The sequence below is a fragment of the Rhodoferax sp. genome (assembly GCF_034520025.1).
Taxonomy (GTDB): Bacteria; Pseudomonadota; Gammaproteobacteria; order Burkholderiales; family Burkholderiaceae_C; genus Allorhodoferax.
Window position 1 is genome coordinate 1,598,361 of record NZ_JAXHNZ010000002.1, and the last position, 23,281, is coordinate 1,621,641.

At 55.6% G+C, this 23,281-nt stretch carries 23 protein-coding genes and 2 tRNA genes; 7 read left to right on the forward strand and 18 right to left on the reverse strand.

Translation table 11 applies throughout. The features are described from left to right. The first annotated feature begins 38 nt into the window (after positions 1 to 38). The 3 genes from ureG (at position 39) to U5L73_RS15900 (ending at position 2,083) form a co-directional block, all read left to right on the forward strand. The gene (ureG, locus tag U5L73_RS15890) at positions 39 to 698 is read left to right on the forward strand and encodes an urease accessory protein UreG (RefSeq protein WP_087494823.1); all 660 of its coding nucleotides are present in this window, start codon (positions 39 to 41) and stop codon (positions 696 to 698) included. A gap of 13 nt (positions 699 to 711) precedes the next feature. Next, positions 712 to 801 (forward strand) — tRNA-Ser (locus tag U5L73_RS15895). Between the two features lie 43 nt (positions 802 to 844). Beyond that, a complete protein-coding gene (locus U5L73_RS15900) occupies positions 845 to 2,083 on the forward strand; it encodes an MFS transporter (RefSeq protein ID WP_322563246.1) in 1,239 nt (412 codons plus the stop codon). 15 nt (positions 2,084 to 2,098) lie between these two features. Here U5L73_RS15900 and U5L73_RS15905 read toward each other — a convergent pair whose 3' ends face one another. Genes U5L73_RS15905 through U5L73_RS15930 form a run of 6 tightly spaced genes read right to left on the reverse strand, consistent with a single transcriptional unit; the run spans position 2,099 to position 7,406 of the window. After that, positions 2,099 to 2,785, reverse strand: coding sequence for an HPP family protein (locus U5L73_RS15905; protein ID WP_322563247.1), 687 nt, complete (start codon positions 2,783 to 2,785; stop codon positions 2,099 to 2,101). Between the two features lie 42 nt (positions 2,786 to 2,827). Next, the gene (gene hemW / locus U5L73_RS15910; protein WP_322563248.1) at positions 2,828 to 4,063 is read right to left on the reverse strand and encodes a radical SAM family heme chaperone HemW; all 1,236 of its coding nucleotides are present in this window, start codon (positions 4,061 to 4,063) and stop codon (positions 2,828 to 2,830) included. Positions 4,064 to 4,068: 5 nt separating this feature from the next. Beyond that, entirely contained in the window at positions 4,069 to 4,674 is a 606-nt protein-coding gene (locus tag U5L73_RS15915; RefSeq protein ID WP_322563249.1) for a non-canonical purine NTP pyrophosphatase, read from the reverse strand. A 44-nt stretch (positions 4,675 to 4,718) separates the two neighbouring features. Further along, positions 4,719 to 5,447: a ribonuclease PH gene (rph, locus tag U5L73_RS15920; RefSeq protein ID WP_322563250.1), complete on the reverse strand. Its 729-nt coding sequence runs from the start codon at positions 5,445 to 5,447 to the stop codon at positions 4,719 to 4,721. A 37-nt stretch (positions 5,448 to 5,484) separates the two neighbouring features. Then, the gene (locus U5L73_RS15925; RefSeq protein ID WP_322563251.1) at positions 5,485 to 6,396 is read right to left on the reverse strand and encodes a PP2C family serine/threonine-protein phosphatase; all 912 of its coding nucleotides are present in this window, start codon (positions 6,394 to 6,396) and stop codon (positions 5,485 to 5,487) included. Continuing rightward, a complete protein-coding gene (locus U5L73_RS15930) occupies positions 6,393 to 7,406 on the reverse strand; it encodes a serine/threonine protein kinase (protein WP_313873931.1) in 1,014 nt (337 codons plus the stop codon). The genes U5L73_RS15925 and U5L73_RS15930 overlap by 4 nt, the downstream gene beginning before the upstream one ends. A gap of 79 nt (positions 7,407 to 7,485) precedes the next feature. On the opposite strand from U5L73_RS15930, the gene U5L73_RS15935 reads away from it, so the two are divergent. The 4 genes from U5L73_RS15935 to U5L73_RS15950 all read left to right on the forward strand — a co-directional run bounded on the left by U5L73_RS15935 (position 7,486) and on the right by U5L73_RS15950 (position 11,638). Next, a complete protein-coding gene (locus U5L73_RS15935) occupies positions 7,486 to 8,403 on the forward strand; it encodes a YicC/YloC family endoribonuclease (protein WP_322563252.1) in 918 nt (305 codons plus the stop codon). A 36-nt stretch (positions 8,404 to 8,439) separates the two neighbouring features. After that, the gene (gmk, locus tag U5L73_RS15940; protein WP_322563253.1) at positions 8,440 to 9,060 is read left to right on the forward strand and encodes a guanylate kinase; all 621 of its coding nucleotides are present in this window, start codon (positions 8,440 to 8,442) and stop codon (positions 9,058 to 9,060) included. Positions 9,061 to 9,076: 16 nt separating this feature from the next. Continuing rightward, entirely contained in the window at positions 9,077 to 9,280 is a 204-nt protein-coding gene (rpoZ, locus tag U5L73_RS15945) for a DNA-directed RNA polymerase subunit omega (protein WP_313873934.1), read from the forward strand. An 87-nt stretch (positions 9,281 to 9,367) separates the two neighbouring features. Beyond that, entirely contained in the window at positions 9,368 to 11,638 is a 2,271-nt protein-coding gene (locus U5L73_RS15950; protein WP_322563254.1) for a bifunctional (p)ppGpp synthetase/guanosine-3',5'-bis(diphosphate) 3'-pyrophosphohydrolase, read from the forward strand. A gap of 32 nt (positions 11,639 to 11,670) precedes the next feature. Here U5L73_RS15950 and greB read toward each other — a convergent pair whose 3' ends face one another. From greB to U5L73_RS16010, 12 genes are all read right to left on the reverse strand, one after another. Continuing rightward, positions 11,671 to 12,231: a transcription elongation factor GreB gene (gene greB, locus U5L73_RS15955; RefSeq protein ID WP_322563255.1), complete on the reverse strand. Its 561-nt coding sequence runs from the start codon at positions 12,229 to 12,231 to the stop codon at positions 11,671 to 11,673. Positions 12,232 to 12,433: 202 nt separating this feature from the next. Continuing rightward, entirely contained in the window at positions 12,434 to 15,283 is a 2,850-nt protein-coding gene (gene mobF, locus U5L73_RS15960) for a MobF family relaxase (RefSeq protein WP_322563256.1), read from the reverse strand. A gap of 3 nt (positions 15,284 to 15,286) precedes the next feature. Beyond that, a complete protein-coding gene (locus tag U5L73_RS15965; RefSeq protein ID WP_322563537.1) occupies positions 15,287 to 16,936 on the reverse strand; it encodes a type IV secretion system DNA-binding domain-containing protein in 1,650 nt (549 codons plus the stop codon). 544 nt (positions 16,937 to 17,480) lie between these two features. Next, on the reverse strand, positions 17,481 to 17,669 hold the full coding sequence (locus U5L73_RS15970) for a hypothetical protein (protein WP_322563257.1): 189 nt from the start codon (positions 17,667 to 17,669) through the stop codon (positions 17,481 to 17,483). Continuing rightward, entirely contained in the window at positions 17,666 to 17,887 is a 222-nt protein-coding gene (locus U5L73_RS15975; RefSeq protein WP_322563258.1) for a hypothetical protein, read from the reverse strand. Before U5L73_RS15975 ends, U5L73_RS15970 begins: the two co-directional genes overlap by 4 nt. A gap of 3 nt (positions 17,888 to 17,890) precedes the next feature. After that, entirely contained in the window at positions 17,891 to 18,229 is a 339-nt protein-coding gene (locus tag U5L73_RS15980; RefSeq protein ID WP_322563259.1) for a hypothetical protein, read from the reverse strand. Then, entirely contained in the window at positions 18,226 to 18,525 is a 300-nt protein-coding gene (locus U5L73_RS15985; protein WP_322563260.1) for a hypothetical protein, read from the reverse strand. Before U5L73_RS15985 ends, U5L73_RS15980 begins: the two co-directional genes overlap by 4 nt. A gap of 760 nt (positions 18,526 to 19,285) precedes the next feature. Further along, positions 19,286 to 19,711, reverse strand: a complete 426-nt coding sequence (locus U5L73_RS15990; RefSeq protein ID WP_322563261.1) for a hypothetical protein — start codon at positions 19,709 to 19,711, stop codon at positions 19,286 to 19,288. A gap of 126 nt (positions 19,712 to 19,837) precedes the next feature. Next, entirely contained in the window at positions 19,838 to 20,680 is an 843-nt protein-coding gene (locus U5L73_RS15995) for a site-specific DNA-methyltransferase (RefSeq protein WP_322563262.1), read from the reverse strand. A 9-nt stretch (positions 20,681 to 20,689) separates the two neighbouring features. Beyond that, positions 20,690 to 21,604 (reverse strand): HindIII family type II restriction endonuclease, encoded by a 915-nt coding sequence (locus U5L73_RS16000; RefSeq protein ID WP_322563263.1) that lies wholly within the window; start codon positions 21,602 to 21,604, stop codon positions 20,690 to 20,692. Further along, entirely contained in the window at positions 21,601 to 23,070 is a 1,470-nt protein-coding gene (locus tag U5L73_RS16005; protein ID WP_322563264.1) for a site-specific integrase, read from the reverse strand. The genes U5L73_RS16000 and U5L73_RS16005 overlap by 4 nt, the downstream gene beginning before the upstream one ends. A gap of 114 nt (positions 23,071 to 23,184) precedes the next feature. Next, a tRNA-Arg gene (locus tag U5L73_RS16010) sits at positions 23,185 to 23,261 on the reverse strand. Positions 23,262 to 23,281: the final 20 nt, after the last annotated feature.

The window sequence follows — 23,281 nt, forward strand, 5'->3', positions numbered from 1 at the left end:
GAAATTGCGCGAGAAGCTCACTTTTTTATAGCAAAACCATGTCCGCACTCCACCACATCGCCAACCGCACCAAGACCCTGCCGCCCTTACGCGTGGGCATAGGCGGGCCTGTGGGCTCCGGCAAAACGACCCTGCTGGAAATGCTGTGCAAGGCCATGCGCGACCAGTACGACCTGGTCGCCATCACCAACGATATTTACACCAAGGAAGACCAGCGCCTGCTCACCGTGAGCGGCGCCCTGCCCGCCGAGCGCATCATGGGCGTGGAAACCGGCGGCTGCCCGCACACCGCCATCCGCGAAGACTGCTCCATCAACCTGGAGGCCATCGACCGCATGCTGGTGGACTTCCCCAACGCCGACATCGTGTTTGTGGAGAGCGGCGGCGACAACCTGGCCGCCACCTTCAGCCCCGAGCTGAGTGACCTGACCATCTACGTGATCGACGTGGCGGCGGGTGAGAAGATTCCCCGCAAAGGCGGCCCCGGCATCACCAAGAGCGATTTGTTCGTTATCAACAAGACCGACCTCGCCCCCCACGTGGGCGCCAACCTGGATGTGATGCGCGCCGACACCGAACGCATGCGCAACACGCCCAAAGGCATGAAGCCCTTTGCCATGACCAACCTCAAAGACCTGACCGGCCTGAAAGAGGTGATTGCGTTCATCGAAACCAAAGGCATGCTCAAGGCCGGATAGAATATGGAGCTCTGGAAGCTTGGCCGAGCGGTTTAAGGCACCGGTCTTGAAAACCGGCGAGGGTTTATCCCCTCCGTGAGTTCGAATCTCACAGCTTCCGCCAAATACCTCTTTGGCGCAGTGCTCAGGCGTCACAACGCCGCCTCATGACCACCGACGCATCCCTCCCCCCTCTCTCGGCGCTGTTCAAGCACCAAGCCTTCGTCCGTTATTGGTTCGCCCGCATTGCCGGCATCATGGGCAACCAGATGCTCATGGTGGCGGTGGCTTGGCATATGTACGACCTAACCTCCAGCGCCTGGGACCTTGGGTTGGTCGGGCTATTCCAGTTTGTGCCAGCCTTGGTGATGACGCTGCCCGCCGGGCATGTGGCCGACCGCCTGCACCGTGGCCGTATCTTTGCGGCCTGCATGGCCTTGCAGGCCGGCGTGGCACTCACACTGCTGAGCGCCACTATGGGTAACTATGCATCCCGCGAACTCATCCTGCTCATCTCCGTCGTGCTCGGCCTGGCCCGCGCCTTCCAGATGCCAGCTCAGCAAGCCATGGTCGCCCTGCTGGTGCCTACCAACCTGCTCGGGCGCGCGGTAGCACTCAGCTCCACCGGCATGGAAATCGCGGTCATCAGCGGGCCTGCGCTGGGCGGGCTGCTCTACGCGCTCGGGCCTACCAATGTGTACATCTGCTGCACCGCGCTGATGTTGCTGGCCACCGGCCTGATTCTGGCAGTGCATTACCAGCACAAACCTTCCAACTTGGCTGCCAACTGGTCAACCCTGTTTGCCGGCGTGCGCTTTGTGTGGGAACGCAAGCTGCTGCTGGGTGCCAGTTCGCTGGACTTGTTTGCGGTGTTGCTGGGCGGCGCGACCGCCTTGCTGCCGATTTATGCGCGCGACATCCTGCACACCGGGCCTACGGGTCTGGGCTTTTTGCGAGCAGCTCCTGCAGTGGGCGCGCTCGCCATGTCGCTGGTGATCACCCGCTGGCCCTTGCGCCGACATGTGGGCAAGCGCCTGCTGAGCGCTGTGGCGGTGTTCGGGCTGGCCACCGTGCTGTTCGGCCTGTCCGAATCGTTTTGGTTGTCCCTGTTCGCCCTCATCGTGACCGGTGCGGCGGACTGCATCAGCGTGATCACCCGTAACACCCTAGTGCAATTGGAAACACCGGACGAAATGCGCGGCCGCGTCGCCGCTGTCAACTCCATCTTCATCGGAGCTTCCAACCAGCTGGGCGAATTCGAGTCCGGCGCCACGGCGGCGATGTGGGGCCCGGTGGGCTCGGTAGTGGTTGGTGGCATCGGCACCATGCTGGTGGCGGGTTTGTGGTTCAAGCTTTTTCCCGCACTGGCCCACCGCGACCACATGGAGCCCCAAGGCAAGCGGTAAGCAGCTACTGAACGCTCAAGTCCACAAGTCCAGCGGCGGGTCGGCCACCACGGCGCGCAGAATGTCGGAGCGGGACACAAAGCCACGCACGGCCCCTGCGTCGTCCACCACCGGCAAACCGGGCAAGCCGGTGTCCAACAGCACGCGCGCAAGCCGGCGGATGTCGGTATCCGCAGCCACGCTGGGCACCGGGGTCCACATCACGTCCTGCACGCTTTGGGCCAGAAAGGCGCGCCACACCAATGCATGGGCATCGGCCTTGGGCAGGTGCTCGGCGCGCGTCAACTCCGCACGGGTGAGCAGCCCCACCAAAACACCTTCTGCCGACACCACAGGGGCTTGCGCAATGCTGTGTTGGTTCAGGAGGGCCCAAGCGCCTTCGATGGTAGAGGTGTCAGACACGGTGATCACCTCCAAGCTCATGATGTCGGCCACACGGGTCAAGGGCTGGCGAATCTGCGCAGGTTTGCGAAGCTCACCATAGGCGGCCAGTGCTGCCCGGTGTGCAATGTCGGGCGCGGGTGTTTCGTGGCCCGGTGCGCTGAGCACATCCGCAAATCGCGGAGAGCCGTGATCCTGGGCATCCAGCCCCAGCGCTTCGATGCGGCGGGTGCGCGCGGCGCGGCGTATGCCGGCTACTTTGCCCAACTCTTCGAGCGAACCCCGGAATATCTGCCCCGCTGTACCGTAAACCGAAAACATGGCGTCCCCCTGCAAGGCCGGGCAGACCGCGGCGCAGCCCGTTCAGTCCGAATTGGACAGGAAAATTTCCTGCAAGTCACTCAAAAAGTCGAAGCCTTTCACCGTGGGGCGCACGCGGGCAAAGTCCCGCTCAATCAGGCCTTTGCGCTCGGCCTCCTCCAGCCCTTTTTGGATGGCGGTAATGGCCAGACCGGTGCGCTCGGTGAAGTCGCGCAGCCCGAAGCCATTGCGCAAGCGCAAGGCGTTGAGCATGTACTCAAACGGCAAATCGGCGCGAGCCACCTCGTCGTCTTGCGCCACGGCATGGCCGGTCAGAGCCTGCTCCATGTAGCGGGCCGGATCACGAAAGCGCACTTGCCGCACCACCCGGTGGGCAAAGCTGAGCTTGCTGTGCGCGCCAGCGCCGATGCCCAGATAGTCGCCAAACTGCCAGTAGTTGACGTTGTGAAAACAGCGGTGTCCTTGGCGTGCATAGGCCGACACCTCGTACCGGTCCATTCCCGCTGCGGCCGTAGCCTCGGTGATGCGGTCCAACATGGCGTAGGCCGTGTCATCTTCGGGGATTTGCGGCGGAAACTTGGCGAAATAGGTGTTGGGCTCGATGGTCAGGTGGTAGATCGAAATATGCGGCGGCTGGAACTGCAGCGCGGTGGCCAAGTCTTCATCGAGCTGCGCCTGCGTCTGCCCCGGCAGCGCGTACATGATGTCGAGGTTGAAGGTATCGAACGAGGCAGCCGCCTCTTCCACCGCCGCCAGCGCCTGCTTACGGTCATGCACCCGGCCCAGGGCTTTGAGGTGCGTGTCGTTAAAGCTCTGCACCCCGATGGACAGCCGCGTCACGCCCGCACCCCGGAAAGCCTTGAAACGGTCTTTCTCAAAGGTGCCAGGGTTGGCCTCCATGGTGATTTCGCAGTCCGCCTCCAGCCGCAGCCGGGCGCGGATATCGCCCAGCAAGCGGTCAATAGCCTCCGGTGAAAACAGGCTGGGCGTGCCGCCGCCGATGAAGATGCTGTGGATGTTGCGTCCCCAGATCAAAGGCAAGGCCGCCTCCAGGTCGGCGATGAGAGCGTCGACATAGCGCCTCTCTTGAAGGCCGTCTTTGGCCTGCTCGTGGGAATTGAAGTCGCAGTAAGGGCACTTCTTGATACACCAGGGCAGATGGACATACAAAGACAACGGCGGCAGCGCGCTGAACTGCAAACTGCCCGGGCGCATGTAGTGCTGAATGTCGCGCTGTACCGCAGCAGCGCCATCGGCAGCGGGCGTGATCGGAATCATGCGCTTCAGCCTCCGAGCCAGTTCGACCGGATCAAGGCTGCCATAGTCGCAGCCGCACGGCCACGGTGACTGTGGGTGTTCTTTACCTCCACCGGCAGCTGGGCAAAGGTCTGGCCGAACTCCGGAATCCACATCACCGGGTCGAAGCCAAAGCCGTTGCTGCCCACCGGCTCAGGCGCAATCAGCCCCACCACGCGGCCCACTGCAATCAGCGGCTCCGGGTCGTCCACACTGCGCACCGCCACCAGAGTGCTCACCAGTGCGGCGCGGCGGTTGGTCACGCCCTTCATTTGCTCCAGCAGGGCGGTGACGTTGTTGTCGTCCCCTTTGGCGTACCCGAACTGGGTGGCGTAGTAGGCCGTGTCCACCCCCGGCAGGCCACCAAAGGCGTCCACACACAACCCGGCGTCATCGGCCAGCGCGGGCAGGCCAGTGTGCTGTGCTGCGTTGCGCGCCTTGGCCAGCGCGTTTTCAATAAAGGTGCGAAACGGCTCGGGCGACTCGGGCACGCCCAGGTCGCCCTGGCGCACCAACTCACAGCCCAGCGGGGCGAACATGGCATTGAGCTCGGCGAGCTTGCCTTGGTTATTGGATGCAAGAACAATCTTCATATGAAATAAGCCTCTAGCCCACGCAGAATATGCGCGAGCAGCTATTATTTTGATAGTGCCTGTTGCTGCAATAGCATGAGTTCACCCACGCCCTTTTCTGCCAGCGTCAGCAGTTGGTCCATCTCGGTGCGGGTGAAGGCCACGCCTTCAGCCGTGCCCTGCACTTCTACAAAGTGGCCGGCACCGGTCATCACCACATTCATATCGGTATCGCAGGCCGAATCTTCGGTGTACTCCAAGTCCAGCAAGGGGGTGCCTTCCACAATGCCGACGCTGATGGCGGCCACCGAAGCAGTGATGGGCGTCTCAGTAATCTTGCCTGCAGCCAGCAGGCCGTTGACCGCGTCTTGCGCGGCCACAAATGCGCCGGTGATGGCTGCGGTGCGGGTGCCACCGTCAGCCTGGATCACGTCGCAATCGAGCTGGATAGTGCGCTCACCCAGTTTCTTCAGGTCGAACACGGCGCGCAACGAACGGCCAATCAGGCGTTGAATCTCCTGGGTGCGGCCGGTCTGCTTGCCGCGAGCGGCCTCGCGGTCGCTGCGGCTATGGGTGGCGCGAGGCAACATGCCGTATTCGGCGGTGACCCAACCCTCACCACTGCCGCGTTTGTGCGGTGGCACCTTCTCTTCCACCGACGCGGTGCACAGCACCTTGGTGTTGCCGAACTCAATCAACACCGAGCCCTCAGCGTGCATGGTGTAGTGGCGGGTGATGCGCACCGGGCGCAGTGCATCGGCGGCGCGGTTAGCGCTGCGAACCATGGTGTTCATGGAGTGATCCTCAAAAATTCGGCAGAGCCGGAACTACTCAAAGCTTGCGGGCTGCGGAGCGGCGAATCGCTTCATTGATCTCGGCGATCGAGCGCTCAATGGCTGCGTCATCCAAGTCTTCTACCTCAGAGTCAGCCCATGCCGCCTGCACCGTCGAAGCGAATACGCCATCGTGAATGCTGTCGGTCGAGATCGCTCCACGGGTCGACTCGAAGCTGTCAGGGGTTTCCCACTCCATCGCGATCAGTGTGACGTTGTCGCAATTCGGGCCGCCCTGCAGCATGGCCTGCTCCACCAGATCAGGCGCAGACTCCGCCACCGGCTTTTGCGACATGTGAAACACAATATCGTCATCTTGCAAAGGCCCCCACAGCCCGTCGGAGCACAGCATCATGCGGTCGCCCTGATGCAAGGGCACCGGCCCGGTCACATCAAACACGGGGCGGGTGGGAGACCCCAAGCAGGTGTACAGCACATTGCGGTTGAAGTTGATGGGCGCGCCGCTCGGCCGCTCCATGTCCCGCTGCTCCGAATACGAGTGGTCGCGGGTGCGGGTCAGCAGCTCACCCTGGCGCACAAAATACAGGCGTGAGTCACCACAGTGCACCCAGTGTGCGGCACCACCTTGCACCACGGCGGCTACCAGGGTGGTGCGCGGGGTATCGGGCAAATTGCGTTCGGCTGCGTACCGGAGAATCTGGCGGTGCGCGGCAAGAATGGCTTTGTTGAAAAAGTCGCGCACATCCATCAATTCAGGCTGCGCTTCCTTCTGGTACATCGCAGAAATGACCTGCAATGCCATTTGCGAGGCGACCTCCCCTTCCGGGTGCCCCCCCATGCCATCGGCCAACAAAAATATACCGGAGGACTTGGTGTAGCAATACCCCATCCGGTCTTCGTTTTTTTCTCGGCCGCCTTTGCGGCTGATCTGGAACACAGAAAACTTCATTTCGGCCGAGCCCCTTGCGCATCAGAGGCTGCACCCATGACGGTTTTCTTGGTGTCTGCGACTATGGAGTCAAACTGCATGCGCACTTTTTCGGTGACTGTCAGTTTGGTGTAGCGGCGCTCGCCCTCGCGCGAAAGCTCTTTTTGCAACGCAAAAACCGATTGCGGGCGGGACAGCGGGTCCAGTGCCATGCACCATTCGACCACCTCAATCAGGTTGTCGGAATAGACGCCCCGCAAGCGCGCTAAGGCAGTGGCGATGCGGTCTTTTTCAATACGCTGTGGCGCTTCATTGGGCGGGTAGCCCTGCATACAGGCGTAGATACAAGCCCCGATTGCATAGATGTCGGTCCAGGGCCCCATGGAAGCGTCGCGCCGGTACATTTCGGGCGCAGCAAAACCGGGGGTGTACATCGGACGGATGAAGTTGCCCTCTTTGCTCAGCACCTCACGGGCTGCACCGAAGTCGATCAGCACCGAGCGGTTGTCATCGGTGATGAAGATATTGGCGGGCTTGATATCCAAGTGCAGCATCTTGTGCTGGTGCACGATGCGCAGACCCCGCAAAATTTCGTCAAACAACGAGCGGATGGTGGACTCGCGGAATACCTTGCTCTTTTTCTGGTCGCGCGCGGTCACGATGAAATCCTGCAAGGCAGCGCCTTCCAGGTAATTCATGACCATGTAGACGGTCTCGTTTTCACGGAAGAAGTTCAACACGCTCACCACCGACGGGTGCGAAATCTGCGCCAGTGAGCGGCCTTCTTCAAAAAAACTCTTCAAACCCAAGCGGTACAAAGACAGCTTTTCGGCTTGCACCTGTGGCAGCAACTCGCCAGGCGCTCTGGAGGCCAGTGACGAGGGCAAATATTCCTTTACCGCAACTTGCTGGCCCTCGGCATCGAGCGCCAAGTACACCAAGCCGAAGCCCCCGGCTGCGACTTTGCGGATGATGCGGTATCCGCCGATGATGGTGTCCGGGGGAAGAGGCGCTGGCTTGACCTTTGACATAGGTGCAGTGGGATCACTCGTGATGTGGTGTTGAAACGGGTTATTCTCGGGGCCGTTTCCATCGCCGCTAAAGCCCTTGATGCCAGTTTACAGCATGACCGGCTATGCCAGTGCACAGCACAGCACAGCCCATTCCGCCCCTGAGGGTGAAGCCCGCAACCAACCGGTGACCCAGCTGGGCTTGGAGGTGCGCTCCGTCAATAGCCGCTTTCTTGACCTGACTTTCCGACTCCCCGAGGACCTGCGCCAGTTCGAGCCCGCCCTACGGGAATTGCTGGGCAGCAAACTCAAGCGCGGCAAGGTCGAAGTTCGGGCCTCTGTGGAGACATCCAGCACCAGCAGCATTCCTGAAGCTACGCCCAAACTGCTACAAAAGCTCAACGCCGCCCAAGACAACATCCGCGCGTGGCTGCCCAGTGCCAACCCCTTGAGCGTTGCTGACGTGATCCGTTTGGCAGCAGCTGAGCAGGGCACGAGCCGCGACTGGAGTGCCGACGTGATGCCCTTGGCCGAAAAAGTGCTCAAAGAATTACTGAGCGCCCGCCAGCGTGAAGGCGCCCGGCTCGCCACCATGCTGCTGGGCCATATCGCCCAACTGCGCAGCCTCGCGGAGCAAGCGGGTCCGTTGGTACCTAAGCTGGTGGAGCAACAACGCACCCGTTTCATGGAGCGCTGGAAAGAGGCCATGGCCCTGACAGAAGGCACCACTCTGCCGGAGGCAGCGCAAGACCGAGCACTCACCGAGGCTACCGCCTTTGCGATCCGTATTGATGTGGCGGAAGAGATCACCCGCCTGAACTCCCACCTTGATGAGCTGGAGCGGCTGATTAAAAAGGGCGGCGAGATCGGCAAACGCCTGGACTTTTTGATCCAGGAACTTCATCGCGAGGCCAACACCATGGGCTCCAAATCTGCGGCCCTGGAGCTGACCCATATTTCGGTAGACATGAAGGTTTTGGTCGAGCAAATGCGGGAGCAAGTGCAGAACATAGAATAAGGCGACTTTAGACACCGCATCACGGAGCCTCAGTCGATGGACTACCCCGGAAATCTTTTTGTTGTTGCAGCCCCCAGCGGGGCCGGCAAATCAAGCTTGGTCAAAGCCTTGCTGGAAGTTGACTCGCGCCTGCAACTCTCCGTTTCCCATACGACACGCCAGCCCAGAGGGCAAGAAAAGCATGGTCGTGATTATTTTTTTACCTCACCACAAGAATTTGATGCCCTGATAGAAGCGGATGCGTTTGTCGAATGGGCTCACGTCCATAGTCAGCGTTACGGCACCTCCAAAAAAGCGATCGAAGACCGCATGGCCATGGGCGCAGATGTAGTCTTGGAAATCGACTTCCAAGGAGCGATACAAATTAAAAATGTATTCGCCAATGCGATTTGCATCTTCATCCTCCCGCCCAGCTGGGAGGAACTACGCTCCCGACTGGAACGCCGAGGTGAAGATGCCGCTGACATCATTGACATGCGGATGAGGAATGCCCAAGTTGAGGTCGCACAAGTCGATAAATTCGACTTCGTTATAATCAATGAACTTTTCGACCGTGCGCTTTTCGATCTGAAAACCATTGTCCACTCCCAGCGACTCAAAATTTCTGCTCAGCGCCGCGCCCGTGCAGAGACGTTTCAAGCGCTGAACATCCTCTAGCTTTCCGGAGAACTCCATGGCCCGCATCACTGTTGAAGACTGCCTCGCGCAAATTCCTAACCGCTTTCAATTGGTTTTGGCTGCGACTTACCGCGCCCGCATGCTGAGCCAAGGCCATACCGCCAAGATCGAGAGCAAGAACAAGCCCGGCGTGACTGCGCTGCGCGAAATTGCTGCTGGCAAAGTCGGCTTGGAAATGCTGAAGAAAGTTCCTTTGTAAGCACTTGCTCACTCCGAAAAAAGCACCGCTCGCGGTGCTTTTTTCGTTTGGATGACACAAGCCGCTCCATCACGCTACAGTTACACCATGGGCAGTCTCCTCCAATCACCACCGAATGCCGCAAACCACGGCAAAGCCGCCAAACCGGGCGCAACCGTTGCCGCAGTGAACGCCGCTGCCGCCAGCTTTGCCAGCCTGACTGCCAAGCTGGATTACCTCAGCAGCAGCGATGTGGAGCAAGTGCGCTTGGCCTATCGTTTTGCTGATGAAGCCCACCTAGGCCAACTCCGCAACAACGGAGAGCCTTACATTACCCATCCGATCGCCGTGGCGGCTCAGTGTGCGGAGTGGAAGCTAGACGCGCAAGCCTTGATGGCAGCCCTGCTGCACGATGCGCTGGAGGATTGCGGGATTACCAAAATTGAGCTGATCGAAAAGTTTGGCTCACCGGTGGCAGAACTGGTCGACGGTTTAACCAAGCTCGACAAGCTTCAGTTCAACACCCGGGAAGAAAACCAGGCCGAGTCCTTCCGCAAAATGCTGCTGGCCATGGCCCGCGACGTTCGGGTGATTTTGATCAAGCTTGCGGACCGGTCGCACAACATGCGCACACTGTCGGATACGCCGCGCAGCAAGTGGATCCGCATTTCGTCAGAAACCCTGGACATTTATGCCCCAATTGCGCACCGCCTGGGCTTGAATCAAACCTACCGCGAGTTACAAGACCTTTCCTTTCAACATATCTGGCCTTGGCGGTACACCGTACTTGCTAAAGCAGTGTCCAAGGCACGCAGCCGCCGGCGTGACCTGATCCAGAAAGTGCAAAAAGAAGTGGAAGCGGTCTTCGGCGAAGCCAAGATGCCGATCCGCATCGCAGGACGCGAAAAGACACTTTTCTCCATTTACCAGAAGATGGACAAAAAGCACCTGAGCTTTGCGCAGGTGACTGATATTTATGGATTCCGGGTGCTGGTACCCAACGTCACCGACTGCTACACCGCACTGGGCCTGTTACACCAGCTCTACAAACCGGTACCCGGCAAGTTCAAAGACCATATTGCGATCGCCAAAGTCAACGGCTACCAATCGCTGCACACCACCCTTGTTGGGCCCGCCGGTATCAATATCGAATTCCAGATGCGCACCGAAGCCATGCATGTGGTGGCCGAGTCCGGCGTCGCTGCTCACTGGCTTTATAAGGTCAACAACCCTGAAGACGGCACTGCCGATAGGCTGGGCACCAAGTGGCTGCAGTCACTCCTCGATATTCAGGATGAAACACGGGACGCGGCGGAGTTCTGGGACCATGTGAAGGTCGATCTGTTCCCGGACGCGGTGTATGTGTTCACCCCCAAGAGCCAGATCATGGCCCTGCCGCGCGGAGCTACGGTAGTGGACTTTGCTTACGCGATTCACAGCAACATCGGCGACCGCACCGTCGCAGCGCGCATCAATGGCGAACAGGTGCCTTTGCGCACCGAACTCAAGAATGGCGACGTTGTCGAAGTGGTCACCGCCGCAGTGTCCACCCCCAACCCCGCATGGCTGGGGTTTGTGCGCACCGGTCGGGCACGCTCCAAGATTCGCCACCACCTCAAAACCATGGAGCAAACCGAGTCTGAAAGCTTGGGGGACCGCCTGTTGGCGCAGGCTTTGCGCGCCGAAGGAATCGAGAGCTTTCCGGAGGAAACTGGAGCAAACCAGGTCCTGTGGGAAAAGCTGCTGCGATTTACAGGCAACAAAAACAAACACGAGCTGTTGACCGACATCGGGCTGGGCAAACGTATTGCCAATATTGTGGCTAAACGCATGGTCAACCTGCTCAGCGAAGCCGGTGAACGACCTGATGCGCTACTCCTCACTAGGGAGCGGTTTACCGCGCATGAGACCAACACACTCAGCTCCATCACGCTCGACGGAAGCGAGAACGCATCTGTGCAATTTGCGCCATGTTGCCGCCCGGTGCCGGGCGACTCCATCGTGGGCTACCTGGGGCGTGGCGAAGGCCTCGTAGTTCACATGGGTGATTGCGGCGTTGCCCGCAAATTACTGGCCAAAGACCGCGAACGATTTATCGGCGTCGACTGGTCCGATGAGCCGGTACGCGCCTTCGAAACTGGCCTGCAGGTCACCGTCAATAACGGCAAAGGGGTGCTCGCGAAAGTGGCTGCCGCTCTGGCGTCCGCAGAAGCGGACATCATCCACATCGACATGGGGCAGGATGGCGTACGCGATGTCGCCGATATGCGCTTCCTGGTGGGTGTGCGCGATACCGCGCACCTCGATGTCGTGCTGCGCAACCTGCGGCGCACCCCATTTGTATTGCGCGCCCAACGCGCCACCAACGGGACGGGCTGAGCCTCTAGCCCGCGGCGCTTTTCGTCAAAGCCTCAGGCTGGAAGCGGCGGCGGGTATTGCACCCGCAGCACCTCGATGTCGCACACCCTGTCGGGCATGACCAACTTGAGCTCATCACCCTCGCGGGCCTTGAGCAGTGTGCGCGCGATGGGTGATATCCAACTCACCTCACCGGCTGCACTATTGGACTCGTCAATCCCTTTGATCGTGATGGTGCGCTCCACATCCCGATCGTCCACATAGGTCACCGTAGCGCCGAAAAAAATCTGCTTGTTGCCGTGGTGCAGCGAGGGGTCTGTGACCTCCGCAATCTCCAGGCGCTTGGTCAAGAAACGGATGCGTCGGTCGATTTCGCGCAGCCGCTTTTTGCCATAGAGGTAATCGCCGTTTTCCGAGCGATCACCGTTACTGGCCGCCCAATGCACGATTTCCACGACTTTGGGGCGTTCGTTGTCGATCAGGTCGAGCAACTCGTCGCGCAGTGTGGCAAAGCCTTGGGGGGTGATGTAGTTTTTGCCACCAGCCGGTAGCGCAGGCAGTTGCAGATCATCGTCGTCTGCACCATCGGACTCTTTGGTAAAAGCCTTGCTCATGGATTCGCCTATTTCGGAATCGGAATAAGAAAAAGGTCTGCAACCTTGCGATTGCAGACCTTTACTTTTTGGTGCGGCTGGCAGGAATCTTTTTCCAAACCCGCAACACCTTGATTTTTAAGGGAATTTTTCAAAACTAGGTGGGTTTTTGAATGACACCAAGTAATGACACCTGATGCCCCTTGGTTCTCATTGTAGCCCGTCAACGCTCCATCCCAGCGCCTTGGCGCTGGATGCTTGCTTGCTCTCGTGCTGCGCTCTGCGTCTGCGCTTCGTGTTGTTCTGCGCCTCTGCTCGCTCCTGCGGCTAGGCCTTGGTAAAGCAAAATCAAAGACTGGTCGCCGTTTGCGCCGTGTGCCATGGACAACTTCAAAAAGTTGGCTAGGCTGGGCATGACTTTTTCAATCGCTGCCCAGTTGATTTTCTCCCCCGTGTTTTGGCCTTGCTGTGTACCGCCTGCCTGCCCCGCTTGCGGGGCTTGTGTGGCTGTTTTGGGGCTTTGCTGGGGCATCTGAGCGCCTGCGCTCTGTTGCCCTTTCCCTGCGCTCGAAGCCTGCGGGCTTGGTGCGCTGCCTTGGTCTTGTGTGGTTGCCTGCTCTGGGTTGATTTTGGTCAATTCGGGCAGGTCTAGGGTTGTGCCTTTGAAGTTGGCTTTGCTGAATTTTTCGGCCAGTTCGGGCTTGTCTGCTTCTGTGGCGTAAAGCGTGGCGCGGTCTTTGTGCCGCGTCATGCTGACATAACCCCACGATAAATCAGACGCGCCACGGTTGAACAAGACAAACGATTTTTGAACTGTTGCGCCTTGGCTGGCGTGGCCTGTAATTGCGTAGGCATGGCGTAAGTCGGGATAGTCGCTCGTATCAATCGTGCGGGTCTTGCCGTCGTCGCCTTGGATTTTCAAACTCGCATGGTCGCCGCTCTGGCGGCACTCCAACACCGTGCCGCGCAGGTTGTTGTTCACGCCTCTGGTTTTGCTGTTTTTCTTGAACAAAACGCGGTCGCCCTTGGACACTTCCAAGGTGTTGCCGTCTGCGTTTTCAAACAGTGCGCCCGTGTCGCGGTCAAGTTTCCCCGCGCTCTTGAGTTCTTCCCTGATTTGTTCGTTCAGCAAAACGGCCTCGGCGTTCGTGGCTGCGATTGCCATTTTTTGGGTCGTCTCGTTCGGGTCTTGCGCGTAATCGCGGGCTAACTGAATCATGAGGCTGTCGCGGTGCTTGTGGGTCTTGATTTGCCCCTTTGCTTCGTAGACTTTCAAGGCTTCGTCTGCCTTGCCCTCGTAAAACAAGCGGCTCGCTTCACGGTCTTGGCCGTCCTGTTGTCGTGTGATTTGCTTCAGGTCAGCCGTGCCCAATTCGGCATGGAATTGAAGGGCTTCAAAGATGCCGCCCGCGCTGATTGCTTGGATTTGCTTTTCGTCGCCCACTGCTATCAATTTCGCCCTTGCCTTGTCTGCGTGTGCTTGAAGCCTCGCAAAGTCGCGGCTTCCTACTATGCCCGCTTCGTCAATCAACAAAACCGACTTTTCAGAAAGTTGGGTTTTGCCCTTGTCCAGGTCAATCAAGGTCTGGGCAATGGTTGCCCCTTTAAGTCCCGTTTCTGCGCTCAGAATGCCCGCTGCTTGAGCGCTAAGGGTTGCACCTAACACTTGGTAGCCTTCGGCCTTGTAAGCCTCACAAACGGCTTTTAATGCGGTGGTTTTGCCAGTTCCTGCCAAACCTCGCATAAGGGCAACGCCCCCGCTTTTTTCGGTGAGAAATTCCACCGCCTCGCGCTGCTCGTCCCTGAGTGTGAAGCCGCTTTCTTGCTCGATTCGCTGAATCGTGTTTTTGACCGTGGCGGCTGGCAGGTGGTGGCGGGTTTCGCCCTTGCGACTTTTCGCGCTGTCGATGCTGTGTTGTTCCAAGTTGACCAACGCTTTAGATGTGTAAACCGCCGTCTCTGTCGTCTTGTCTTTTTTGCTGTCGTACAGTCTCAAAATGCGTTTTGATACGGCAGCGCTCTGAAGCACTTCGTCCCGCATTTTTTGGCGGTCAAAGTCATGGTACTGGCCGCATTCGGCTAACAGTCCTTCCAAGTCCCGCACTTGAAAAAAACTCTCGTTCTCAGTAAGTTTTTCGGCGATTTGCTCCGCCGTCGGCATGGTGAACGGCTCAGGCGTGGCCTCTTTGAGGGCTTCAAGTTTTGAAGCATCAAAGCCCCTTTCTTGGCTCTCTTTTTGCCAACGTTCAAAGAGGGCGGGGCGGTCGATTTCGGTTTTTTTGTCCCGTGAAAATTTGGCGATTTCCTGCCGCTTGGCAGCGCTCTTTACGCCATGCTCTGCCGCAATTTTTTTGATGACTTCTGAACGCTTGGAAAAATGCTTCTCCAAGTTTTTGTCAAACCCTGCGATTTGAAAAACGCCGTCCACGTCTTTGTCTTGTTCCAATTTGAAGCCCATGCCGCGCAACTGTTGCGCCAATTCTGCGCGGTACGTTGCGCCCGTGGACTTGATGTGGTCGTAGATGCCTTTTTGGTCAAGTGCTGAAGTCTTGCCGTTCTCTCGAACGACGGCATTGGATAGCACTGTATGGGTGTGAAGATTGGGATCTTTGGCTCGTGTGTCGCAATGCTCGAAACTGGCGTAAATCAGGGCTGCGGGGGTTTCTTTGAACACGCCGCCTTTGCTTGTTCTCGTCTCGATGCGTTCACGCAAATAGTCCATCGCCTTGGCTGTGGCTTGGTGCTGCGACTTGCTGATTTGCTCCCTGAGTTCGGGCGAAGCATTCGCCCACAAAACTGACACGCTCTTAGGGGCGCTAAAGATCAAGTCCATGCCCACGCGCATGTCTTCCTTACCCGCGTTTTGAACCATCTTTGAACCGTCGGGCTTGTGCCCTGTCATTACGATTTTGAGCAAAGAATTTTCAACGGGCTGGCTTGTGTCAATGCCGATTTTTTCGCATCCCTCGCCCCATTTGCCCGCTGGCTCGCCTTTCTCCGCGCTTGCGTAGTATTCCGATTTGCTGAGGGTGTCGTAATACTCCACCCCGTCGATTCTTACGAGTTCTAACATGGTTTATTGCTCCTGCTCGGCTTCTTGTTCTGCCTCGTTCTTGAGGCGTTGCGTTTGATGGCTTGGGGTGGCCTGCGGGGTGGTGGTCTTGTTCGCGTTGAACAATTCAAGCGCCGCAATTCCTGCGAGTAGCGCCCCCGCTGTCGGGTCGATGGCTTCGTGAATTGAGTGCTCCACGGCTTGCCGCTCCGCGTCCTTGCCGTCCTCTTTTTCGGCTTCCTTTTTCGTGTCTTTCGACACGGCCAAAGGCTCGTCTTTTGCCACTGTGGGCAGGGTCTTGGACTTGCTCACGCCTTGGAAACACTCGCGCCACTCCATCGGCTCGCGGTGCTTGGCGGGGGCTACAAAGCCCCAAGGCAAATTCAATGCGTAGTCGCCTAAACCAATTAGAAGGGCTTGGATGTGGTCGCCACGCTTCCCGAGTTCCGTTTGAAGTTCTGAGGGGTGAACCACCAACAATTCATCACGCTGCCAACTGCTGCTAGATGCGCCGTTTCCTTGTGTAGTCGTGTTGCGTCTTTCGACTTCCCGCGTCCCAATGACTTGTTTTGAGAGTGTGTCGGCGGTTTCGCCCCCTTGGGTGCGGCCAATGATGATTGTTCCCACCATCGCCGCCATGCTTTTGGTTTCGTCCGCTCCGTAGATGTGGCGCAACTGCGCCAAGTCTTGCGCCAATAAAACAAGCCTCGCGCCTTTGGAGCGCCCAAAGGCCAGCAGTTTGGGTACGGCTTCACATTTCCCCAATTTTGGAAATTCATCAATGACAAGCCAAACCCTGCGGGTTTTGCTGTCTGGCATTGCTTGAAGTTGCGCGGCGGCGCTGGTAATCACTGCCCGCATTGCGCCCGCGCAAAGTCGCTCGTGTTCTGTGCTGCCGCCTAGAATAATTTGCTTGCGTCCGTGTCCGTCGAGCCAGCGACGAATAGAAAAGCCCACGGCTTCGGGGTCGTCTGCCTCGGCTTCTGCGAGTACTCGCACGCTGTCCATTTGTGCCAACATCTGAGACAAAACCCCTTGGGTTTGCTTGCCCGCTTCGCTGATTGACGCGAAAGCGTGGGGGTTCTGCGTTTTGACAATCGTTTGAAGTTCTTCAAGCGACAAACACGCGGATTCGTAGAGGTCGCCCCAAGTCCATTTTTTCGGCTTCGTTGCTTGTAAATGCTTAACGACACTTGCCAGCACTGCCCGCGCTGAATTGGCCCAAAACGGGTCAGCACTGCCCGTAGGGTCGGGGATGATTTGAGAAGCGAAAGACTGAGCGTCTAACGCGCTCACTACATCCAACGCCACCACCCAACGCATTGAACGCCTGTCCAATGGGTTAAAGATTCGGCCTTTGTAGGCTTGGGTAAAATCGCCTTTCCAGTCGACGATCAAGGCATGATCGTCGCGCTCAAAAATGCCGCGCAAAATGTGGTGTGCAATGGTCGTTTTACCTCCGCCAACGCCACCCACGATCAAAGCGTGGGTTGTTTCCCGCTCTGCTGAAAAATTGAAGTCCTGCGACAGTGCCACGCCCTCGGCGCTGTCTTTGATTTCCGTCTTTGTCAGGGCTTGCGCCTTCTTGACGGCCTCTTGTCCATCGAGATAGCGACGGCCACGGATGTGTCGCAGTCTTTCCCGTGGCTTGAAACCTTCGACAAACAACCACACGCCCAAGGCTGAGGCGGTCAACATGGAAAACGCGCCACGGGCAGCGAGGTTTCCACTCACATTTGAGAAAGTGAGTTTCTGGGCGGTGAGGTCGCCTAGAAAGCCTAGGGCGCTAGTTTGTGTGGGCACAATGTGCCCCAGTCCTGCCCAAACTGCGGCATAGCCTGCGGCTGCTCCTAGCAAGCCAATAACTAGCGCCCCCCGCAAGTCTCTGCGGGGTGTCTGTGGGTCAAGTGGCACGGCATTCATGCCCCAGTCGATGTAAGCGGCGCGGCTCATGATTACCACCCTTCACAGACAAAATACATGTCCGTTTGCGTCGTGTTATTCAAAAGCCAGTAGCCCCCCGCCCCTTGCGGGGGTGCGTACTGGTTGAAACACTGTTTGAAACTGTAAACAGTAGTGGAAGCACCCGCCAGCACTCGAAACAGTTTTACAGACTTGACGGGTATCCCCGCGTTTTGAGGCGCGTTTGTGCTGTCCATGTTTTGCGCTGTGGTCGTCGCTGCCACGGCTGCGAGTGCGAAGGCTAAAAGCGTTTTTTTCATCTTGCCAAACCCCCTTGGGCATAGCCCAAAAAATAACCCGCCGCGCCAAAAATCAAACTCACTACGACAAACAAAAGAATGGTTGTGTAGGCTGTCCTGTATGTGTTGACCTCGCGGGCCACGGTTGCGCTCATTGTGTTGAGCGTTTCCGCTGCGCTGTCTTTTGCTGTGTCTAAAAAGTTCATTTCAATTCTCCCGTGTTGATAAATGTGCGAACTGACAAAAAGTAGCCCGTGAGGTCGGGGGGTGGCATTAATGCGTTAATTGTTAAATTAACAAAGTCGGTCAATGTGTGCCCGTGGTCTGCGAGTAAACATTGAAAAGTTTCATAGTCGCCCTCTGCGAGTAGTTTTGTTAAGTGCTCGCAAAAGTAGCGGTTTTCGTCAAAATCAATCGTGTTCATTTTTTAGTCTCCTTTGATCAATGTTTTCAATTTGCGCTCTGCTGTTTTCAACAGTGAACCCGTGGCGTTCAAATTTCCGCTCAGAAATTTGATTTCCAGTTGAGTCAAATACGCTTCAATAAATTTGCGCGTTTGAACGTGTTCAAAGTAGTTGTCGGGGTAGTCCAGGGACGCGGGTTTGATTGCTCGGCTTGTCTTTGTCTGGAACTCTGGGCGTATGAAATAAACCCCGTTCGCGTCCCTGTCTCCAACTCTTGCCGCGATTGAACGCGCCAAAATCTTGAACTCCACCGCGTCGCGGGTTTCGGCTGCTCGCACAAAAAGATTTTTTAGAGTGCTCATTTTTGAACCTCCTTTTTCGGAGCGAGTTGTGAATAAATTGCTTTTAAATAGTTATCTTGATTTGCTGCCGCCTCTGCGTTTGCTTTCAAAACGACAGTCAGCGCTTTGGCTAAACCGTCAACTCTTTCGCGTGTTGCTTCGTGCTCGGCCTTTTCGTTTTGTGCTTTGCCTTCGTTTTCTAAAAACGAAATTGCCGCAAGCCGCGTCGCTTCGGTGAATGTGATGCGCTTTGAATTTGCGAAGCGCTCGATTTGTTTCTCTTGAACTTCTGTCAGTCTGATCGTGATTGCTTTCATGTCCCCTCCAAAAAAATGATGACATAAATAAATAAAGGGGATTTCAATTATTTCGTCAAGTGCTTAGCAGAAAAATATTTTTGAAATCATGGAAAGCGCTAGGTTTTACGCGGGCTTGCGCTGATTTTTTGACGCGCTCAGGTTCTCCATGGAAATCATGGAAAGCGTGCGGTTTTGAGAGGAGAGAACACCCCACGAACCGCAGGCCGCGTAAGCGGACAAGGTGCGTGGGGTGTTTGAGAATAATTCTGCTTGCTAAATTGATTTAGTTAACAACTTGGTTTTGATATGTATTACATCTAAAAGTTGTTAGTTCAACTTTTCGGCAAAGTTCGCCCTAATCCGTTTTGTCGCGGCGCGGTTCTCGCACCAAACAAATGACGGATTAGGCGTTGCTCTGCGTTGAACGATTTAGATTTTGGCGGGCTATGGCACAAAATAAAATCACGCTTCGGGATAAGTCCTGCGGCGGCTTATCTAGCGACTTCACCCGCTCGCGGGCAATTAGTGAGTGTCGCTTTACGCTCTTCACCGTGGCTGTGTAATTTCACCAGTCTAGCCACGCCGCCCAATTGCTTGGGCTTTACAGCGGTTCCGACTCGGGAGGGCTTACGCCCTGACGCAAAAAAACCGCCGTGAGGTTCAGGGCGGTATTGACATTTGCTAGAGATTGATTATCTTTAACTTATGGCTGCCGTGAACAGTCATAAATAAAGTAAGAGACCCCGCGCACTTTGTCAAGTGTTGCGGGGTTCTTCTTTCACATTGCCCCGCCCTCGGCGCTTGGGTCGTGTTTTTGAAGCGACTGCCCCATGCGCTTGGCTGCTCGATTGTCGAGTTTATATTTTTGCCACGGCGGATAGTCTTCAAGCAAAAAATCGAAACCTTTCCGACAATCGCCCACGGCTTCGCACAGAATGACGGGCTCGCCCCAGCCTGCTCGCGTTTGAAGGTCGATAAAGTCAGGCATGTTCTCGTTCAGTCTTTGTATGTGTGCGACTAATTTCATCAATTCCATGTGGTCATCAAAAATGAACGACACAAACGGAATCGGCTCACTTGAATCAAGTGAGTAATATTCAAAAATGCGATAGCAGACAGAATCGGGCAAAATTTGTTCAAATTCTTGGCATGTTTGAACAACGTCCAAAAGAATTTCCTCGTCTGTGTTCGCAATTTTTTTCATAATTAAAACTGGTGGGGCAAGCGGGCGGTGGGCAAGTTAAAGACTTGTCCACGGCCTGCGCGTCAGGGCTTCGGCTGTGGTCAACTGGCGAACCGTAGGCCGTCCACGCCCTTGGGGGTGGACGGGTCAGTTGTCCACGGATTCAGGCAAAAATGAATCCAGTCTCATTTGTTTGTCTGTCGTTTCGATTTCAATCAACCTTGTCCGCCGTTTGGCAATTTCGCAATACTCTTGGCTAACATCGATGCCAATAAAATTTCTGTCCAGTTCCTTGGCAACTTTACAAGTCGTTCCGCTGCCGCACATAGGGTCTAAAACTATGTCGCCTTGGTTTGACCATGATTTGATATGGTCGCGTGCCAACTCGCACGGAAACGGTGCTGGGTGCCCCTTGGCCTCCTGGTCTTCCAAATTCTTGCCTACGACATATTCCCAGATATTGCCCTTGATTTTTTGGGCTTTCACTGGCGCGGCCATTTTCTCCCGCTTTTGCTCGTGCTTAGAATAGTTTTTGTAGGTTGTGCCGTTCAACTCTAACCCAGCATGGAGACAGTCCACCATGATTGGATTGTGCGTTTTTACCTGCCCTTTGCTGAAAACAAACATGAATTCAAATTCGTTGTTGTAGCGCTTGCGGTAAATTTGCGGAATTGGGTTTCTCTTCTTGAAAACCATCGTGTCATGGATGTTGAATCCTATCGATTTGAAGTGTAGGGCATGCTTAAAACTCGTTCCCGTCTCAGTGCCTTCAATGGTCGCATCAGAAACAACCCAAACCACTACACCGCCCAATTTGACAACTCTAAACAACTCTGAAGCGATTTCTTCAAAAGGAAATTTGAACCCCTTGTAAGTTCTCAGATTGTCATAGGGTGGAGAGGTTAAAACCATATCCACTGAGTCGGCAGGAAAGTTTTTTAGTACATCTAAACAGTCGCCCGTGATGATTGAATTTTTAAAATTTTCCATCTTGATTTCCTATTGGATGGAAAGAATTCCCCTGTTGCTGACTGAGTTAATCGTTATGATTTTGCTCTCTATTTTGTGAACTTTGATTAACTCTCTTAGGGCTTCATCATGGCTCATCCGCATGATTTTCTCGCGTTCTTTCGCCAGAAAGGTCAACGCTTCATTTTTTGCGGCTGCGATTGATTCGACTGCCGCTTGTTTTTCGATGCTCCAAAGGTCATTCAGTACCTTAGAGAATCCCAGCATTGTTCGATTTATAGCCGCCCAATACTGCGAAGCATCTTTTGAAGGATTCAAAGCGGGTATGGCTTTGAAAATTTGCTCCAAGAGTTCTTCAGATTTTTCATTGCCTTCACTCGCCCCAAAGGTCGCCAACATGGCCAAGTGTGAATAAGTGAACACGCAAACATTCCTAACGGTTGCCTGTTCGTAAATCTGGCTGGATTTATTGGGCAGTTGGTAGATTGGACAAACCACCATCGCGAAGGGCTTGCCTCGCTTCCATCCGTCCACCGCTTGAACTTTAAAATCCTTTTGGTTTTTTGCCGTTCTGCTCAATCTAAACGCCTTAGCGTCTGCGACAAAACTGAAATTCTTCGCGAATGCTTCAACATCTGCCGCGTCTGCCCGTTCTTTCAGAACTAGGCTTTTTAAGCCCATTGCTTTATAGGTCTCGCTAAGAAGGCTATCCGTATATTTTGAATAGAGTTTTTCTTCACTTGAATTGTGGCCGTATGATTCAGGAATGTCGCCGCACAGGCGTAAATGGTTAATCAGTGCGCCAAAGCCCTCGGCTTTAACCTCCGTTGAAAGTTCAGTTTCAAGACGGCTTGAATCATCTCCAAAATTCCCACTTATTTTGCGAATTTCTTCAATCCAATATTCTCGTTTTTTTACTGCTGCGGCGGTGATTAATTTGGTCATTTAGTATTGTCCTTTTTTCTCTTGTCTCGGTTGCGTTCTTCGCGCTCTGCTTTTGCGGCTAAGTGCTGCGCGTTCTTTGCGTCTCGTTCTGCTTGCTTTTCCTCTGCTGTTTTTTCTTTCGAGAAAAACGCCTTAAAAGTCGGGTCGGCAAGTTTCAGGTTTGCGAAGTCGTGCGGATAGATTAAACGGTTCAGCGTCTCGGCCAGTTGCGTCAGCCCTATCGCGTGGGTGTAGGTCTGGAAGTGAACGCCTTGCGCTTCGCTGCTATGCCCTGCGATTTGCTTAACTTGGGCGGGGTTTGCGTCCGCCGTGTGTAGACGGGTGATGACGGTGTGCCGCAAACTGTGAAAGGTCTTGCGGGTGTTCGTAATGCCGCAATCCTCGCGCAATCTAAGCGTGAACATTCGCCCCGCTTCCTTGCTCCGTCCGCCTGCGCCTTTCGGTCGGTGGGGGAATAGGTAGGCATGGCCTGCCTCTTGTCGCGCCTTGGCATAGTCCATAAAACCCAATTCAATCAGGGCGTGGTGAACGGGTACGGTTCGCCGTGCGTCTTTGGTCTTGCCTTCCTCAATGAAAAACGTGGGTACACCGTCAACGGTTTTGATATTGGCGCTCAGTAAGTCTCCCACTTCCTCACGCCGTGCGCCTGATAACAAGCAAACAAGCGGAATCCAGTAATGGTCAGGGGCGAAAAATCGCTCTTGGTAGCCTTTGCCAAAAAGCGTTTTAAGTTCGTCGTCCGTGAAGGGTTCGCGGTTCTCTGTGGCCTTGGCTAACTTGGCTTTTTTGCTCACAAAAAGCCCGTCCACGGGGCTTTTGTCGCTGGCTGTGTAGTGCCCGTTTTTGATTGACCAGTTGAAAAAGTCGTTCACCTGCCCCAGTCGCTTATTGATGCGGTTGGCACTGAGTTTGCGGCCTATCTCTGCGGTCTTCAAAGCCACAATTTCAGGCTTGGTGATTTGGTTAATGTCCAAGTCGCCGTAAAGGGCTATGAAGTCCTTGTAGGTGCGCCGCTTCTCGTCGATGGTGGTTTGTTTGTTGTCTAGCGTTTTTTCTGCCAAGTAAAGTTCTGTGGCTACGCTAAACGGCTTGCCCTTCTGCCGTGGCCTTGCCTGCGGCTGGTCTTGGTCGGGTGTCCAGAGTTGGGCTAGGACTTTTTCAGCGCCGCCGTTGTCGAACGCGGCTTGTTCTTTGCGAAGTTTTTCGACATAGGCCACCTCCTCGGGCTTGCTGGGGTCAAAGTCCAGCACATTGCCGCCGATGGTGATTTTTAGCGGGTTGCTAACCTTGGCCGCTAGTTCCTCGAAGACTGTCTTTTTTCGTTCCATATCGCATTGTGTTTCAAAATCTAAGTTGAACCGCAATGCGAGAACCCGCGCCTGTGCGCTGTCTTTCGTGCCTAGACTGTGTTGTTTCAGTCGTCGCTTGCCGTTTTGGTCAAAAAAATAGACACGGAGTGTGAACACGCCGTGTCTACTTCGGTACAGTCTCGGAATTTTTAGAGCCATCATGACACCAAGTAATGACACCTGATGTTGAAAACTCCTTAAAAACCGTTCTAAATCATAGACTTAGAATGTTGGTGCGGCTGGCAGGAATCGAACCCACGACCCCTTGGTTCGTAGCCAAGTACTCTATCCAGCTGAGCTACAGCCGCTAAGCTTCGTATTCTAGCAT

Excerpts from the sequence above, each read along its gene's own strand:
- ureG (WP_087494823.1), top strand. The coding sequence starts at position 39 with ATGTCCGCACTCCACCACATCGCCAACCGCACCAAGACCCTGCCGCCC.
- U5L73_RS15900 (WP_322563246.1), top strand. The coding sequence starts at position 845 with ATGACCACCGACGCATCCCTCCCCCCTCTCTCGGCGCTGTTCAAGCAC.
- U5L73_RS15905 (WP_322563247.1), bottom strand. The coding sequence starts at position 2,785 with ATGTTTTCGGTTTACGGTACAGCGGGGCAGATATTCCGGGGTTCGCTC.
- hemW (WP_322563248.1), bottom strand. The coding sequence starts at position 4,063 with ATGATTCCGATCACGCCCGCTGCCGATGGCGCTGCTGCGGTACAGCGC.
- U5L73_RS15915 (WP_322563249.1), bottom strand. The coding sequence starts at position 4,674 with ATGAAGATTGTTCTTGCATCCAATAACCAAGGCAAGCTCGCCGAGCTC.
- rph (WP_322563250.1), bottom strand. The coding sequence starts at position 5,447 with ATGAACACCATGGTTCGCAGCGCTAACCGCGCCGCCGATGCACTGCGC.
- U5L73_RS15925 (WP_322563251.1), bottom strand. The coding sequence starts at position 6,396 with ATGAAGTTTTCTGTGTTCCAGATCAGCCGCAAAGGCGGCCGAGAAAAA.
- U5L73_RS15930 (WP_313873931.1), bottom strand. The coding sequence starts at position 7,406 with ATGTCAAAGGTCAAGCCAGCGCCTCTTCCCCCGGACACCATCATCGGC.
- U5L73_RS15935 (WP_322563252.1), top strand. The coding sequence starts at position 7,486 with ATGCCAGTTTACAGCATGACCGGCTATGCCAGTGCACAGCACAGCACA.
- gmk (WP_322563253.1), top strand. The coding sequence starts at position 8,440 with ATGGACTACCCCGGAAATCTTTTTGTTGTTGCAGCCCCCAGCGGGGCC.
- rpoZ (WP_313873934.1), top strand. The coding sequence starts at position 9,077 with ATGGCCCGCATCACTGTTGAAGACTGCCTCGCGCAAATTCCTAACCGC.
- U5L73_RS15950 (WP_322563254.1), top strand. The coding sequence starts at position 9,368 with ATGGGCAGTCTCCTCCAATCACCACCGAATGCCGCAAACCACGGCAAA.
- greB (WP_322563255.1), bottom strand. The coding sequence starts at position 12,231 with ATGAGCAAGGCTTTTACCAAAGAGTCCGATGGTGCAGACGACGATGAT.
- mobF (WP_322563256.1), bottom strand. The coding sequence starts at position 15,283 with ATGTTAGAACTCGTAAGAATCGACGGGGTGGAGTATTACGACACCCTC.
- U5L73_RS15970 (WP_322563257.1), bottom strand. The coding sequence starts at position 17,669 with ATGAACTTTTTAGACACAGCAAAAGACAGCGCAGCGGAAACGCTCAAC.
- U5L73_RS15975 (WP_322563258.1), bottom strand. The coding sequence starts at position 17,887 with ATGAACACGATTGATTTTGACGAAAACCGCTACTTTTGCGAGCACTTA.
- U5L73_RS15980 (WP_322563259.1), bottom strand. The coding sequence starts at position 18,229 with ATGAGCACTCTAAAAAATCTTTTTGTGCGAGCAGCCGAAACCCGCGAC.
- U5L73_RS15985 (WP_322563260.1), bottom strand. The coding sequence starts at position 18,525 with ATGAAAGCAATCACGATCAGACTGACAGAAGTTCAAGAGAAACAAATC.
- U5L73_RS15990 (WP_322563261.1), bottom strand. The coding sequence starts at position 19,711 with ATGAAAAAAATTGCGAACACAGACGAGGAAATTCTTTTGGACGTTGTT.
- U5L73_RS15995 (WP_322563262.1), bottom strand. The coding sequence starts at position 20,680 with ATGGAAAATTTTAAAAATTCAATCATCACGGGCGACTGTTTAGATGTA.
- U5L73_RS16000 (WP_322563263.1), bottom strand. The coding sequence starts at position 21,604 with ATGACCAAATTAATCACCGCCGCAGCAGTAAAAAAACGAGAATATTGG.